The 14114-nt window shown below is 58.7% G+C and carries 19 protein-coding genes; 12 read left to right on the forward strand and 7 right to left on the reverse strand.

Features of this window, described 5'->3' with window-relative positions:
- Positions 1-119: 119 nt before the first annotated feature.
- Entirely contained in the window at positions 120-947 is an 828-nt protein-coding gene (locus J4859_RS04280) for a PRD domain-containing protein (RefSeq protein WP_212333168.1), read from the reverse strand.
- A gap of 168 nt (positions 948-1115) precedes the next feature.
- Positions 1116-2504, reverse strand: a complete 1389-nt coding sequence (locus J4859_RS04285; protein ID WP_212333170.1) for a hypothetical protein — start codon at positions 2502-2504, stop codon at positions 1116-1118.
- A gap of 233 nt (positions 2505-2737) precedes the next feature.
- Here J4859_RS04285 and J4859_RS04290 point away from each other — a divergent pair, with 233 nt between their 5' ends.
- Positions 2738-3343: an MBL fold metallo-hydrolase gene (locus tag J4859_RS04290; RefSeq protein WP_212333178.1), complete on the forward strand. Its 606-nt coding sequence runs from the start codon at positions 2738-2740 to the stop codon at positions 3341-3343.
- Between the two features lie 82 nt (positions 3344-3425).
- Here the strand turns inward: J4859_RS04290 and J4859_RS04295 are convergent, their stop codons facing one another.
- The 3 genes from J4859_RS04295 to J4859_RS04305 all read right to left on the reverse strand — a co-directional run bounded on the left by J4859_RS04295 (position 3426) and on the right by J4859_RS04305 (position 5420).
- Positions 3426-4649, reverse strand: a complete 1224-nt coding sequence (locus J4859_RS04295; RefSeq protein ID WP_212333180.1) for an aryl-sulfate sulfotransferase — start codon at positions 4647-4649, stop codon at positions 3426-3428.
- A gap of 63 nt (positions 4650-4712) precedes the next feature.
- Positions 4713-4964: a hypothetical protein gene (locus J4859_RS04300; RefSeq protein ID WP_212333182.1), complete on the reverse strand. Its 252-nt coding sequence runs from the start codon at positions 4962-4964 to the stop codon at positions 4713-4715.
- A 198-nt stretch (positions 4965-5162) separates the two neighbouring features.
- The gene (locus J4859_RS04305) at positions 5163-5420 is read right to left on the reverse strand and encodes a hypothetical protein (RefSeq protein WP_212333184.1); all 258 of its coding nucleotides are present in this window, start codon (positions 5418-5420) and stop codon (positions 5163-5165) included.
- Between the two features lie 234 nt (positions 5421-5654).
- Here J4859_RS04305 and J4859_RS04310 point away from each other — a divergent pair, with 234 nt between their 5' ends.
- Positions 5655-6011: an ABC transporter substrate-binding protein gene (locus J4859_RS04310; RefSeq protein WP_212335131.1), complete on the forward strand. Its 357-nt coding sequence runs from the start codon at positions 5655-5657 to the stop codon at positions 6009-6011.
- Between the two features lie 136 nt (positions 6012-6147).
- On the opposite strand, the gene J4859_RS16060 is transcribed toward J4859_RS04310, so the two are convergent.
- Entirely contained in the window at positions 6148-6324 is a 177-nt protein-coding gene (locus J4859_RS16060) for an integrase core domain-containing protein (protein WP_249113756.1), read from the reverse strand.
- A gap of 449 nt (positions 6325-6773) precedes the next feature.
- Entirely contained in the window at positions 6774-6950 is a 177-nt protein-coding gene (locus J4859_RS04320; protein WP_212333188.1) for a helix-turn-helix domain-containing protein, read from the reverse strand.
- Positions 6951-7439: 489 nt separating this feature from the next.
- On the opposite strand from J4859_RS04320, the gene J4859_RS04325 reads away from it, so the two are divergent.
- The 10 genes from J4859_RS04325 to J4859_RS04370 all read left to right on the forward strand — a co-directional run bounded on the left by J4859_RS04325 (position 7440) and on the right by J4859_RS04370 (position 14090).
- Positions 7440-7703: a hypothetical protein gene (locus tag J4859_RS04325; protein ID WP_212333190.1), complete on the forward strand. Its 264-nt coding sequence runs from the start codon at positions 7440-7442 to the stop codon at positions 7701-7703.
- Positions 7704-7705: 2 nt separating this feature from the next.
- Positions 7706-8479: an ABC transporter permease gene (locus tag J4859_RS04330; protein ID WP_212333192.1), complete on the forward strand. Its 774-nt coding sequence runs from the start codon at positions 7706-7708 to the stop codon at positions 8477-8479.
- 16 nt (positions 8480-8495) lie between these two features.
- Positions 8496-9239: an ABC transporter ATP-binding protein gene (locus J4859_RS04335; protein ID WP_212333200.1), complete on the forward strand. Its 744-nt coding sequence runs from the start codon at positions 8496-8498 to the stop codon at positions 9237-9239.
- 312 nt (positions 9240-9551) lie between these two features.
- Complete coding sequence (locus tag J4859_RS04340) at positions 9552-10484, forward strand: 4Fe-4S binding protein (protein ID WP_212333202.1); 933 nt, start codon at positions 9552-9554, stop codon at positions 10482-10484.
- Between the two features lie 10 nt (positions 10485-10494).
- Positions 10495-10749, forward strand: coding sequence for a sulfurtransferase TusA family protein (locus J4859_RS04345; protein ID WP_212333204.1), 255 nt, complete (start codon positions 10495-10497; stop codon positions 10747-10749).
- A gap of 37 nt (positions 10750-10786) precedes the next feature.
- On the forward strand, positions 10787-10993 hold the full coding sequence (gene thiS / locus J4859_RS04350; protein ID WP_212333206.1) for a sulfur carrier protein ThiS: 207 nt from the start codon (positions 10787-10789) through the stop codon (positions 10991-10993).
- A 1-nt stretch (position 10994) separates the two neighbouring features.
- Positions 10995-11822 (forward strand): thiazole biosynthesis adenylyltransferase ThiF, encoded by an 828-nt coding sequence (gene thiF, locus J4859_RS04355; RefSeq protein WP_212333207.1) that lies wholly within the window; start codon positions 10995-10997, stop codon positions 11820-11822.
- 10 nt (positions 11823-11832) lie between these two features.
- Positions 11833-12252 (forward strand): M67 family metallopeptidase, encoded by a 420-nt coding sequence (locus J4859_RS04360; protein WP_212333209.1) that lies wholly within the window; start codon positions 11833-11835, stop codon positions 12250-12252.
- Positions 12242-13024, forward strand: coding sequence for a sirohydrochlorin cobaltochelatase (locus tag J4859_RS04365; RefSeq protein WP_212333216.1), 783 nt, complete (start codon positions 12242-12244; stop codon positions 13022-13024). The genes J4859_RS04360 and J4859_RS04365 overlap by 11 nt, the downstream gene beginning before the upstream one ends.
- 55 nt (positions 13025-13079) lie before the next feature.
- Positions 13080-14090, forward strand: coding sequence for an ABC transporter substrate-binding protein (locus J4859_RS04370; protein ID WP_212333218.1), 1011 nt, complete (start codon positions 13080-13082; stop codon positions 14088-14090).
- The last annotated feature ends 24 nt before the right edge of the window (positions 14091-14114 follow it).

Genomic DNA, 14114 nt, shown 5'->3' on the forward strand with positions numbered 1-14114 from the left:
CTCGTGGAGCGAAGTCCAGTGCGTAGCACCCAATGCAGGAAAGAGATTAGGGCGGGAAGACGGCTGGACCGAAGCAGGTAGGGGCGAACGGTCGGATATCCTCTGCGAACGGCAGATGGCTAAGCCTGGCCTGAGGTTTCCCGCTCGAAGGCACGGTTCACATGGAGGGTCAGATAGGCCCGCTCCTCCTCGTCGAGCTTCGCATCCAGGCTCTTCTCCAGGAAGTCTGCCACAGCATTCCCGCAGGCAGAGACATATGGATAGCCCTCTTCGAGCACGGGCAGGAGCGCTGCGGCACCTGACGAGACATACTCACCCACGATAAGCCTGCCGATGAGGTAGCGCATGTGGGTTGCAAAGCGGGCGTAGTCGAAAGAATTGCGCCCGACCGTGATATGGAGCTTTCCCTCTACGATCTTCGTGTTGTCCTCGATGAGACGCTCTGTCGTCTTCTGGCGCTCTGCGTCGTGTGCGCTTGCGGAGATGGCGCAGCTCACGATCGAGAGGGCGATGCCGACTGCCTCAGTCTTGGGAAGGCGTACATTGAACGTGCGGGAGATACCGTGCACGGCCATCTCTTTGATGCGATATTTGGCAAGGTAGCTCTGCTGCACATCGTAGGTAAGGGGAATCTCGACGACCATATGTCCACGTGTACGCTTGATAGCGAAAGCGATGTGGTTGGCAAGAGTGACAGGAAGGTTCGGCGAGATCGTGCGGGCAAGGTCTGCGAGCTGTGCCGCAAACTTAAGCACGTCTTCTGAAAGCTCGCTCACCAGTCCCAAAGACTTAGGATCGATACCATAGAACGTGTGCTCGATGTCGGAGAACGGAATCTCGCGCGGTATCGTGCCGAAGCCGAAGCTAGTGCCAAGCGCGATGAGCTCGTACCCTTTGCCGTCGGTGTAGATGGCAGCATTGTTGTGGATGCTCTTGATGACGCGCATGGAGCTTCTCGGTCCGACAACGATGGCTCCTGCATTGTAGCGAAGGCCCTTGCGTGCGGAGGGAGAGCATTCTGCTTATGGCATCAGGACTCTGCTGGAGCCTTGATGCCGGACTGTGTCCGATGCAAACGGGCGGGGATTTTACCGAAAGCTTCCCGCTCTCTCTGCCTACCTACCACATGTGGGCCGGCTCGTGCAGAAGATATCCTTCAGGCTTTCTGCATCCTTGAAGGGCACCCAGCCATTGCCCTGGGCCCATTTCCCGAGATTGACTCCATCGCTCGTGATTATGTTGCCCGAAGCCAAAGCATCGAGGAATTTCTCGTAGCCACCGAGGCCACCGATATCTTCGGGAGGTGTCTCGCCTTGGGCGTTCACGATGCAGGGGAGCTTCGAGGCATCTTCGAGCCTCAAGTTTGAAGCGGTAAGAGCAAGGGCCCAGCCATCGCCGTAGTCGTAGTGGTAGACGAGGCCGGGACCTGAAAGCTCGATAGCGGAGAGGTCTTCTGGAGAGCAGCTCTTTGCTTTGGCGAGCTTCCTCATGGTCTCATCGCCCATAAAATAGCAGCCAAGCATTGTTTGTTCCGGCAGGGTGGCATTCGGGCGATCGATAAGGTTGGGATCAGAATCGTCGAATAGCCCCAGGAAGTCGTGATAGAGCCAGCGGGGGCTCAGGTGGCAGGTCTTCTCGAAGGCAGCCGCTCCTCCCTCGTAGAATCGCTCCGGATTGCCGCCCCATTCCTTTATGCGGTCTATGCCAAGAGGGAGCTCGGGGAAGAAGGCCCAGAAGGCATCTTCAAGCGCGCTCTGAGCTGTCCTGTCGAGGAGCTGGAAATCATGGAGGTGGTAGTCGTACCAGCGCATGGTGCGCTGCAGGGCATGATGGAGCCAGAAGAGGCTTGCTGTGGCAGGAACGGCAATATCGCGGAAGAAGGCACCATCGCGCCAAGGCTTTCCTGTGTACTCGTCGAGAAGCGTCGCGTGCAGCGTAAGCGTCGGCACCATGAGACCGGCAACCTCGCTCTGTGCCTTCGCATGTGTCACCTCGAGTGGTATGACATAGCCACCCTTGGCAGTCTTGTCGCTCACCAGATAGGAGGCAATCACCCAGGAGTCATGGTAATCGACGAGCTCGTTCGTGCGGTCAAGGATCCTGTCCGCCTGAAGGCACGCAAGATGTTCACGCGCCATATTGAGGGCGGACGTCGCCTTTCTGTTGCCGTTGGGGACAAGAATGACAGATGAGTCAGCAGAGCCGTCAAGGGCTTCATAGCTGAGCTTCAGGTCCTTGCGCATCTGGTACATGGTCTCGAAGCAGCGCTTGAGATGGAGGTCGATAGCCTCGGGCACGATGCTGAGCTCGCCCCACATTCCGCGGATGAAGGAGCCGAAGGTCTTGTTCAGATCGAGGAAGTCCTGCGGCGCCAGCCCTTGTGCTATCACTATCGATCTCATCGCTGCGTTGTAGAGATAGGCCGTGCGGTAGGTATTCGTCAGTGCGGGCTTGCCGGCATGGAGCGGCAAGGAATCCATATCGAGGTTCCAGAGATAGGGCACACGCTCGGGGTGCTCGTCGCACCAGGCCCGAACGCGCTTGATATCTTCCTTGCTATCGACGATGGCAGGGAAGAAGCGATCCTTGCCGATCTCCTAAGCAAGGGCTTCCTTGATAAGTGTCAGGGATCTGGCAGAGCAGAAAACGATCATGGGTGCTCCTTCGGCTGTAGTTATCTGTCCCTTCAGTATATCTTCTCATGGTGAATGGCGCAGCATGAAGGGAGGAGCCTTCGATGGGAAAGAGCGAAAGAGTTGTCCATATCCAGTATGGACGCACTGCGACCTATCTTCTGGAAGGCGCAGAAGGCTCCGCGCTTGTAGATACAGACTGGGCTGGAGCGCTTGGCTCCTTCTTCAAGGCTCTGAAGACTCAGGTGCTTGCGGTTGAAGACATCGGGTACGTGCTCTGCACACACTGGCATCCGGACCACAGGGGCATCGTCGGCGACCTTGAACGCCTCGGCGTTGTCTCTGTCACCTTCGATGTGCAGCTGCCCTATCTCCACACGTCTGACGCGGTCTTTGCAACGGATGCAAAGCATCGCTTCACTTCTGTGGATGATACGGGCATCAAGGTCATGCCGCTCTCTCAGAGCCGTGCGTTCTTTGCCTCTTTGGGCATTGCCGGCGAGGCCGTCTCTACGCCGAGCTATTCTTTGGACAGCATCTCTGTTCTGCTTGATTCCGGGACCTTCTTCGTCGGTGACCTCGCAACGCCCGATATGGTGGCAGCCTATGGAGAAAGCACACCAGAGCAGCTTCTTGCTGACTGGGAGCCTCTGCGTTCCCGCCATCCCCATCGCACCTGCTTTGCGCATGCAGGAGAGCTTGCTTGCTGAGGTTAGATTCTCTTGCTGAAGAGCCGGACAAGGAAAGGGAGCGGAACCATATGGCTCCACTCCCGTGCATCCAGGTGTCTGCCTAAAGCCTGAACTGGGCGCTCTTCCAGCGCGCTGCTTCGCGCTCGTCGATGTCTACTCTTGCCATGCAGAAGTCGGCATATCTCGCTTCGGCGCTGCTGCCTTCGGGTATGCTGTTGCCGTCTGGATCGATGCCTTCCACTGCCGTGGGGCTACAGGTCTCGCTCGAGGCGCCGGGCACGCGGAAGGTGTTCATGTTCAGAGGCTCAATGCTTGTCTCTTCTGGCTTCTCGAGCTGCGGCACCCAGGAGTAGGGGATGCGGTAGGTGCGGTAGACCATGTTCGTCGAGAAGCCAGGCGCGAATTCCCTCGTATAGGGATTGATGAATTCCCAGACGATCTCATGGTTCGGCGTGACCTCGATGATGCGGCCATCGGAGCCTTCGGTGATGAGGGTATTGCCGCTCTCGAGGCGCTGGGCGCTTGAGATATAGGAGGAATAGAATTTCGATCCGTCGGAGAAGGGCATGAACCCTGCTTTGACCGGCGTGTATTCCCATACGACGTCGAAGGTCACGGGGTCGAATTCGAGGACACGCGAATAGTCTCGCCTCACCGCGCTCACGCCGTCGGGAGACATCGCGTTGGGTGCATCGTAGCCGGCCGTGCCGCCATTGTCGAAGACGAGGAGATTGCCGGCACCGGGAAGTCTCTCAGGAATCATGTGCAGGTGGTGCTGGCCGATGATGCAGCCGAGCTTCTTTGCGCCTTCGCTGGCATTCGGTCTAGCGTAGTCGGGGCCGACCTGCCAGACAATCTTTCCAGTCTTCTTCGAGATGATCGCAAGGATATTGGCATTGCGGGAATCGAAGATGATGTTCTTTGGGTCGAAGCGCTCGTCCCCTGCATCGAAGAAGCGGTTCGGTCCGAGGTAAGAGATGCTGTTCACGTGCAGCCAGTCGCCGCCTGCCGTGCCCCTCATGGCAGGATTGGCACGCAGTGCCTTCTTGGCAGCCTCGGAGAATCCAAATTCCTCGAAGTGGTCTGCGCAGCGCCACTCCCAGAGGATCTTGCCGTCCCAGCTGACCTCGACGATCTTGTCGTCGATCAGGAGCTTGTCCGAGATCTCGGGCTTCAGCGTGTTCTCGTGGGTCAGGATGAGAGTCCTGTCGTTGAAAGCGCTTGGCTCCTGGCCAGGTGCATAGTAGCCGACAGGCGACCCTTCGAGCTGGAAGTCATGGTGCTGCCGTACCATCCATCTCGGCTCTGTGCCCTCATCCTCCACGAGCTCGGTATGGTCCCACTTCCAGACGATCTTCCCATGCCAGTCGACTTCGATAAGGTCGAGCTAGTCCTGGTAGGCAGCCTCTCCTGTGTGCCTGCCCGAGCTGCCGAAGACATAGCCGCCTGGTGTCATCTTTGCTGGGAAGCCCTGGAGGCCTGCCCAGCAGCGGACCTCGCGCCCGTTCATATCGATGAGGAGGACACCCTTGGAGATGGGGAAGAGCGTATAGCCGCTCCAGGCATGGTCCTTATCGAAGATGGTGACGCCGGTCGGATAGATGGATGGGTATCCCATGGCTGCTCCTGTTCTCTGCATGTATTGGGGGGATGCTCAGCCTGGCTGCCCTGAAAGCAGAAACCTGCTGAATGTCATTGTCGGCATTCTATATCCAGAACAATCAATTCAGTTGTCCAAGATATAGGTAACTAACCATCGGAAAGAGGTAGAAAGGGAAGCTTCCTGCTGAGCCTAGGCTGAATCCTATGCCCGGACAGAGAGCTGGATAGCAGCATTTCAGCCTTGCCGACGGAAGGAGAGAAGATGCTGGGACGCAATGTGCATACAGCACAGCGGACATTCACGCGCAGAGAGGCCCTCGAGGGCATGGGAGCCTGTGCCATGATGCTGGCTCTCCGGATGCGGCGCCGGTGCACTTGCCGAAGCGGCATCCTCTGGCAGCAGCGCCTCCGCCTCCTCCTCTGCAGGCGGGACCGTCAGGATTGGCTTCCCTTCGAGCGGACAGAGCTTCGATGCGGCAACGCCGCTTGGCATAGCGGAAAGCAAAGGACACTTTGCGACCTACCTCGAACCTCTGGGCTATACGGTCGAGACGTCGAGCTTCGTGGGGCAGCTCCTGCGCTTCATGAGGCACTGATTTCGGGGGACCTCGACCTGGTGGACTATGCCGGCTTTGCCGGCATCCTCGGCAAGTCGAAGGGCATCGATACGACAGCTATCGCCGTCACGCAGTGGGGCTCGGGCTAGTCGCTTGCCGCGGCTCCGGATATCGCCTCCATCGCAGACCTCAAAGGAAAGAAGGTTGCCTATCAGCGCGGAGCGACACCACAGATGTTCCTCATCAAGGTCCTCGCAGAAGGCGGCCTCACGTCTGACGATGTGGAGGCCGTGAATGCGACCGGGCCTGATGGACTCTCGTCGCTTTCGGCCGGTGCTGTCGCGTCCACCGTCTGCTCGTCGGGACAGGAGCAGAGCCTTGTCTCCCAGGGCCTTGCCGAGGCGCTTTTCCATGGCAGGGATGGAAATCCTTCCATCTACTTTGAGCCGTTCACGCTCGTGGCCAGGACCCTGTGGCTGAAGGAGAACGCAGACGCTGCCGTTGCGGTGCTCAAGGCCTATCTCTGAGCCCTGTCAATATAATGGACAGAGAAATCTCAGATTCTATGCGGTCTGCATCGCCTTTGGATCGTATGCAAGGCCTCTCTCGAAACGCTCGAAGAACTCCTGCATCACCTCTTCCGGCACGCGATCTCCTATGGACTTATGCGGGCGGAAGCGGTTGTAGTACGACTCGATTAAACTCGTGTGCCTTGTGCTTGGTCGTGGATGCATCGAAGAGGCGCTTATGGTAGTACCACTCGTTCTTGAGCGTGGCGAAAAGCGATTCGGCGAGCGCATTGTCGTGGCAGCTTCCGGTTCTCCCCACGGAGAGCCTCACGTCGTGCGCGGCTGAGCAGGCGGCTAGCTTTGAGCTTATGTACTGGCTGCCTGGGCTGCTTAGAATATGGCCCCTCCGGCCACGTATCCGCGCGAATATGCCATCTTCAGGGCAAAGACGACAAGCCCTGCCCTCATGTTGTCCTGTATGCTTCAGCCCACCACCATGTGTGTGCACAGATCGTGTGCGACGGTAAGATATATAAAGCCTGCCGTGGTCCTGCGATAGGTTGTGTCTCCCACGAGCTTGGCTGTCGGCACAAGACACGAGAAGCCGCGCCGGGTGAGGTCGGGGCGCTCGGGGGTATCAGGTGCGGGCAGTATCGTTCTCTTGGAGGCATTGGATCAGATGCCGCCTATCCCAGTTCAGCCATGCACCTGCGCACGCGGTAGCGGGTCGTGCCTGTAAATTTTGCGTAACTTTGGATCTCCTGTGAGCTTGGATCAGACCTAGCAAAAGCTAAAGCGCCTGTCGCTTTCCTCCCATATCGCGCAGATGGCTTCCTTGATAGGACCCCATAGGTCCTCACCGCCTTTGGCCTTGAGCCATCTGTAGAAGTGAGCCCTGCTCACCTCCAGTACGCGCGCCATCATCGAGACGCTGTAGGTTGCCCTCTTTGCCAGCATGAGCTAAAACCTGTCCTTCAACAGAGGCTTCCGGCGAAGAAGGCTGCCTCTTTTTTAGGAACTTATTTTCGCTTTCGAGCTCGTGTATGCGCCTGTTGGCCCTGTCGAGCTGCTTGTGCACCTCGGTCCTTGCCTGGGTCACCCTTTTGGTCTTTGAGTGCTTGATGATCCAGTCGTTTAAGGTCTTGTCGTTGGCCTCAAGCTTCGCGGCGCATCCTTTGATGCTCTTCTTCGGGTTGGCCTTACGTGCCTTCCTGTAGTAGTCGATAGCCTCGAGGCAATACTTCCTCAGTGTAGTGTTTGGGTGTTTCCGGCTTCGTGCGGGACTTTGCCTTCTCTATCTCGCTTGCGCTCACCGACATCTCATCTCTTCAATCTGCTGGTGTTGGTAGGTGGGTATCTGGACAGAGCATATCTGTTGCCAGTCCCTGAATCCCACTGTCCACCAAAAGATTACAGCTCAAGGCCTATCTCGCCGCCAAGGCAGAGATGGTGGCAGACCCTGATGCCTTCATCTCCTACGCTGCCGCACAGTCGGGACAGAGCGAGGATATGGTCAGGTCCTGGCAGGACTTCGACGACTTCGGCGCGAACTATCCGCTGAGCTTCGATGGCACCTATCTCGATGCGCTCTCGAGCATCCAGGACTTCGAAGTGGAAAACGACATCATCGCCGAGGAGATCGACATCGCTTCCTGGACAGATTCCTCCTACCTCGAGCGTGCCCAGCAGGAATTTGGAAATGGGGACTAGCTGTGAAAAAGAAGGTCCTTCATTTCCTCGAGATGCTGATTCTGCCTGCCCTGATCCTCGTGCTGTGGCAGTGGGCAACTGTCTTGGGGGCCGTGCCTGCAATCGTGTTGCCGACTCCTGCTGCCGTCGTATCCTCCATCGTCTCGCAGCTTGCCTTGGGCAGGCTCGAGAACGATGTTGCAATCAGCGTCTCGCGCATCCTCAAAGGCTATGCGCTTGCGGTCGTCTTCGGTCTTGCCTTCGGTGTCACGATGGGCATGAGCGAGCACGTAAACCGCTTCTTTGGAGGCCTCTTCAAGGCAATCCGCCAGATCCCGATGATTGCCTGGGTGCCTCTTCTTGTCATGTGGTTCGGTATCGGCGAGGAGTCGAAGGTGGCTGTGATCTTTATCGCTGCCTTCTTCCAGATTCTGCTCAATACGATCAGCGGTATCCAGCGCACGGACAAGAAGCTCGTCGAAGTCGGAAAGATGTACCAGCTCTCGAAATGGCATCTGTTTCGCGAGATCTATCTGCCAAGTGCGCTTCCTTCGATTTTCGTCGGCCTTAAGTTTGGCCTTTCTGTCTCGTGGATGGCTGTCGTCGGCGCAGAGATGATTGCAGCGAGCTCCGGCATCGGCTTCCGCATCAACGACGCGAGAGCGCTGCTTAACTATCCGGTCGTCTTCTCCGGCATGATCGCGATTGCCGTCGCCGGTGTCCTCATGGACCTGATTCTTTCTGCCATCGCAAAGGGCTGCATGCCCTGGGAAAGGGGCGAGAAGCATGCCTCATAAGCTGAGCATCCGAGGTGTGAGCAAGTCGTTTGCTGCCTCGTCGGGCACGCTTTCCGTGCTCGAGGATATCGACCTTTCCGTGGCAGACGGCGAGCTCCTCGTGATCGTCGGCCACAGCGGCTGCGGCAAGTCGACGCTTCTGAAGAACATCGCTGGCTTCGAGGAACCGACGAAAGGCGAGATCCTGCTCGACGGGAAGAAGATCACAGGCCCCGGCCCTGACAGGACCATGATCTTCCAGGAGCACAGGCTCTTCCCGTGGATGACGATAGAGGAGAACGTCGCGTTTGGGCTCCATGACCGTCCGAAGGCAGAGCGCGGGGACCTTGTTCGGAGCTACCTTTCGCTCGTACAGCTCGAAGGCTTCGAGGAATCCTATCCCCATGAGCTCTCGGGCGGCATGAGCCAGCACGCTGCGATCGCACGGGCGCTTGCAACGAAGCCTGAGGTGCTGCTGCTCGACGAGCCGTTCGGCGCCCTCGATGCGCTCACGAAGATGGGCCTCCAGGACGAGCTCCTTTCCATCCGCGACCGCGAGAAGACGACCATGGTCATGGTCACGCACGATATCGAGGAGGCGGTCTATCTCGCTGATCGCATCGTCGTAATGACCGAACGTCCCGGAAAGATCGCGGAGATCGTGCCGATTGAGCTCGGGCGTCCGCGCGACCGTGGCAGCGCCGACTTCGCCTGGTACCAGAAGCGGATTCTTTCCCACTTCGTGAAGCCGAAGGAGAAGCAGCTCGACTACGTGATCTAGGAGCACATCATGAAGTGGGATGCATCTTCGGGCCGGAGGCTCTAGTCTTCCTCTCTGTCGGCCCATCTCTTGCCGCTGACCTCATGGCGCCCGCCATAGCGGCGGCATATGGAGCATGCATGCCATTGCATCCGATCTGCATCTGTTCCTTCCGATGGGGGTTGCTGACCATCAGCCTTCTATATAGGAAACGATGAATTCAGCAATCTGTCGAAGCGATAGCCAAGCATAGGAAAGAGGTAGTAGAGGCAGTCCCTTCAGGCGCATATACTGAACTTTATGACCAGCTCTGGGTTGGAGAGGAGCAAGGACATGGCAAAGATCGACAATGCCGCGCTCAAGAAGGGCGGCTTCATGGCACAGAAGCAGAAGGGGCTCTACTCGCTGCGCCTCCATATCACGGCAGGGCATCTGACGTCGCGTCAGCTTATCGGCATCTCCAAGGTGGCAGACACCTTTGGCCACGGCTACGTCCATCTGACAAGCCGTCAGGCCATCGAGATTCCCTTCATCAAGGTCGAGGACGCAGACGCCGTGAAGGCGATGCTGGCTGAGTACGGCGTCGAGCCAGGCTGCTGCGGTGCCCGTGTGCGTACGGTCACAGGCTGTCAGGGATCGGCTGTCTGCCCCTCGGGCAACATCGACTCCTATCGGGTAGCCACGATGCTCGACGAGCGCTACTTCGGACGCGACCTTCCCGGCAAGTTCAAGTTCGGTGTCACGGGCTGCCAGAACAACTGCCTGAAGGCCGAAGAGAACGACTTCGGCATCAAGGGCGGGCGCAAGGTCCAATGGAAGCCTGATGCCTGCATACACTGCGGCATCTGCTCGAAGGTTTGTAAGTCCCAGGCCATTACGGATGATGGGGAGAAGATCGTCGTCGACTATGCGAAGTGTGTCTCCTGCGGCAAGTGCTCGCAGAAGTGCCCGGTCGACTCGTGGGACTACCAGACGGTCTACAACCTCACATTCGGCGGCCTCTTCGGCAACCACATAACGAAGGGCAGGAAGATCCTACCGCCGGTCGAGTCCGATGAGCAGCTGCTCGCTGTCGCCGATGCGACGGTCCAATGGTACGACGACCACGCGATTGCAAGCGACCGCTTCAAGTTCTGTCTTGACCGCGAGGGATGGGAGAGCTTCGTCCCTGTGGTCAGGAAGGCCTACGACGAGGCAGCACCTGAGGGCTGTCCCAAGGCGGATTCCGTAGAGGTCGAGCCGCCGACACCGACGGCACAGCAGTAAGGAGAGAGCAATGGCACAGGAGCCATATGAAGTCGCAGATACCGTCGATATCACGAATCTGGTGTGCCCGATGACCTTCGTGACGGCGAAGGCAGCGCTCGCCGAACTCGAGATAGGCGAAGTGCTGCGGGTGCATCTCGCGGCAGGCGAGCCGATGGAAAACGTGCCGAGGAGCTTTGCTGACGACGGGCAGAAGGTGCTTGCCCTGAAGGAAGCAGACGATGGCGCCTACGATCTCGATGTGAAGAAGCTCGAAGACGAATAGCGCATATCGGTACCTTGGATAGGCAGGAAGGATAGCCATGAACATCACAGTGGGCGGAGAGAAGAGGAGCGTGCCCGAAGGGGAGACCATAGGTGCGCTCATCAAGGACGAGAAGGTGGAGAACGCGGACTATGTGACCGTAGCCGTGAATGAGGTCTTCATCGACCACAAGGACTTCGCAGCGACCAAGCTCTCCGAAGGCGATACGGTCGAGTTCCTCTATTTCATGGGTGGAGGCCGCTGAGATGGCATTCTCACCTGACGAGCTCGAGCGCTATTCCCGCCATATTATCTTGAAGGAGGTTGGCGTCAAGGGCCAGAAGAAGCTCTGTGCTGCCAAGGTCCTCATCATCGGTGCTGGCGGCCTCGGCGCTCCGGCTGCACTCTATCTGGCTGCAGCAGGCGTCGGCACCCTGGGCATCGTCGATGCAGACGAGGTCGAGCTCTCGAACCTCCAGCGCCAGATCATCCACGGCACCTCGGATATCGGCAAGCCGAAGGTGGAAAGCGCCGCAGAGACCCTGCACGATATCAACCCCGGCGTGAATGTCGTGACGTACCGCGAGTTCGTCGACTCCTCGAACATCGCTGACCTCATCGCCGACTATGACTTCGTTATCGACGGCGTCGACAACTTCCCGACGAAGTTTCTGATCAATGATACCTGCGTGATGGGGAAGAAGCCGTTCGTGCATGCGGGCATCATACGCTTCAAGGGCCAGCTCATGACCTACGTGCCGGGAGAGGGACCGTGCTATCGCTGCGTGTTCCGCGATATGCCTCCTGCGGATGCCGTGCCGACCTGCAAGCAGGCCGGCGTCATCGGCGCTCTTGCTGGCGTCATAGGCTGCCTCGAGGCGCTTGAGGCCATAAAATATATCTGCGGCATAGGCGAGCTTCTGACGGGAGGGCTCCTTACGTTCGATGCGCTCAAGGGAGACTTCCACACGATCAAGCTGCCACCACGAGATTCGAACTGCCCGGTCTGCGGCGACCATCCGACCGTGACTGAGCTCATCGACTACGAGCAGCCGTCCTGCGTGCTTGCGCAGCATGGCACGGCGCTCACCTGAGAGGAGAGGCATGCTCCATCTGAGCGGAGACGATTTCCACAAGATGGCAGAGTGGGCACGAGAGCATATGCCCGAGGAAGCCTGCGGCCTTCTGGCCGGCTATCGCGACGAGGAAGGAGATGCCTTCGTCGAGCGTGTCTTCATCTGCGAGAATGCCGACCACACCTCAGAGCACTTCACGATTTCGCCCCAGGAGCAGTTGAAGGCTCTGAAGGAAGCTCGCAGCTCCGGCATGGAGATCTTGGGCAACTGGCATTCGCATCCGGAGACTCCGGCACGTCCTTCTGCGGAAGACCTGAGGCTTGCCCAGGACCCTTCTGCCCTCTACTGCATCCTCTCGCTCGAAGATCCTGCCTGGCCGGCACTCGTCGCCTATCGCAAGGATGCGGACGGAAATGTTGCAAGGGTGCTGGTGAGCCATGACGCGTGAGGGACTCGTCTTTGCAAGCTACGGGACGCTCGTAGATGAGGCGAGGCAGAGCGACATTGCCCCGGTCGCCGAAGCGCTGAAGGGCGCCTTTCCGGAGGATGCCTTTGCTGAGGTCTATACAAGCGCCTGGGTAAGGGAGCATCTCGCGAAGCGTGGCATTGCCTCCACAAGCCTCGGTGAGGCGCTTGTCTCTCTTGCTGATGAAGGCGTCATGCATGCCACGGTCCAGCCAGGGCTCATCGTCTGCGGCGATGCGTGGGACAAGCTTGCAGCGGAGGCAGCAGCGCTCGCTGGACGCTTTCCGGAAGGGCTTTCTCTCGGACGTCCGCTTCTGGCAGATGATAGAGACCAGAAAGAGGTCGCTTTCGTCATCGCCGAGGCATTCCCTGCACGTCCTTCCCATGCATTCGTGCTTGTAGGACATGGGACAAGAGAGGCGGCAGATGCCGCCTACACAGGCGTCGTCTGGGCGCTCCACGAGGCAGGACGCATCGACTTTGCCCTTGGCCCCATGGAGGGCGCGCCCGATCCGGACGAGGCAGCGAATAAGCTCGTACGCAATGACACGCATTCGGTTACAATTGTCCCGCTCATGCTCACGGCAGGAAGCCATGTGCGCCGCCAGCTTGCGGGAGAGGGCGCGGCAAGCTGGACATCGCGCCTGAGCGCGGCCGGCATTGCCACGGATTGCACGCTGGCGGGCCTTGGCTCCCTGCCGGGTGTGAGTGCCATCTTTGTCCGCCATGCACGGGAAGCCGAAGCTATCCGCTGAGACAGACAGCCTGCATTTCATAGACATCGATATCGACAGAAAAGAGAGCATTCCTATGCTGAATGACAGCCGTCTTGTGCGTCCTGCTGCGGTGGCAGCCACGCTTCTGCTCGCCTCGAGCCTTGTGGCGCTTCCTGCCTGCAGCCAGACCACGTCTTCCACATCCTCGACGGACACTGCCTCGTCGAGTGCATCCACGGCAGAGGCCGACAGCGTCACGTTCACGGACGACCTGGGACGCGAAGTCACGGTCTCGAATCCGCAGCGCGTCGTTGCCTGCATGGGTTCCTTTGCCGGAGCCTGGCAGCTTGCAGGCGGCACGCTCGTCGGCGCTTCCGATGATGCCTTTGCGCACTACGGCGTCGATTCCTCGGCCGTTTCTGGTGTCGGCAGGTCGACCGCGCTCAATCTTGAGTCCATCCTCGACCTCGATCCCGATTTTGTCATCATGACCGGCATCTCTGACGGCAAGCACTCGACGGGCGTCTCGCAGGAGGACATGGAGTCCTCGCTCGACGAGGCAGGTGTGCCGCTTGCCTTCTTCAAGGTCACGACGTTTGCCGACTACGAGCGCATGATGGGGATCTTCTGCCAGATCACGGGCAGGGACGACCTCTACCAGAAGAACGTGACCGATGTGAAGAGCCAGATCGACGAGGACATCAAGACCTACTCTGTTGCCGACAAGGCACCGACCGTGCTCGTCGTGAGCGCCTACTCGAAGGGCCTTGTTGTGCAGAATTCTACGGGCATGACAGGAGCGATCGTGAAGGATCTTGGCGGCGTGAATATCGCAGACGAGAATCCGAGCCTTCTTTCCGACTTCAGCCTCGAGGCAGCGGTCGAGGCGGACCCTGACTACATCCTTGTGCTCGCCGCATCCGACGACGAAGCGACAGCGCAGAAGTACTATGAGGATGCGGTCGGCTCCGATTCTGCCTGGGCAGACATGACCGCCGTGAAGGAAGGGCGTGTCACGATGCTCGATGCAGCGCACTTCCTCTACAAGCCGCTCGACAAATGGGCCGAGTCCTATGAGATCGTGGGCCAGGCGCTCAGCAAGTAGGGATGGCTGTGGGCATAACGCATC

The sequence above is a fragment of the Atopobium sp. oral taxon 416 genome, assembly GCF_018128285.1.
Lineage (GTDB): Bacteria > Actinomycetota > Coriobacteriia > Coriobacteriales > Atopobiaceae > Olsenella_L.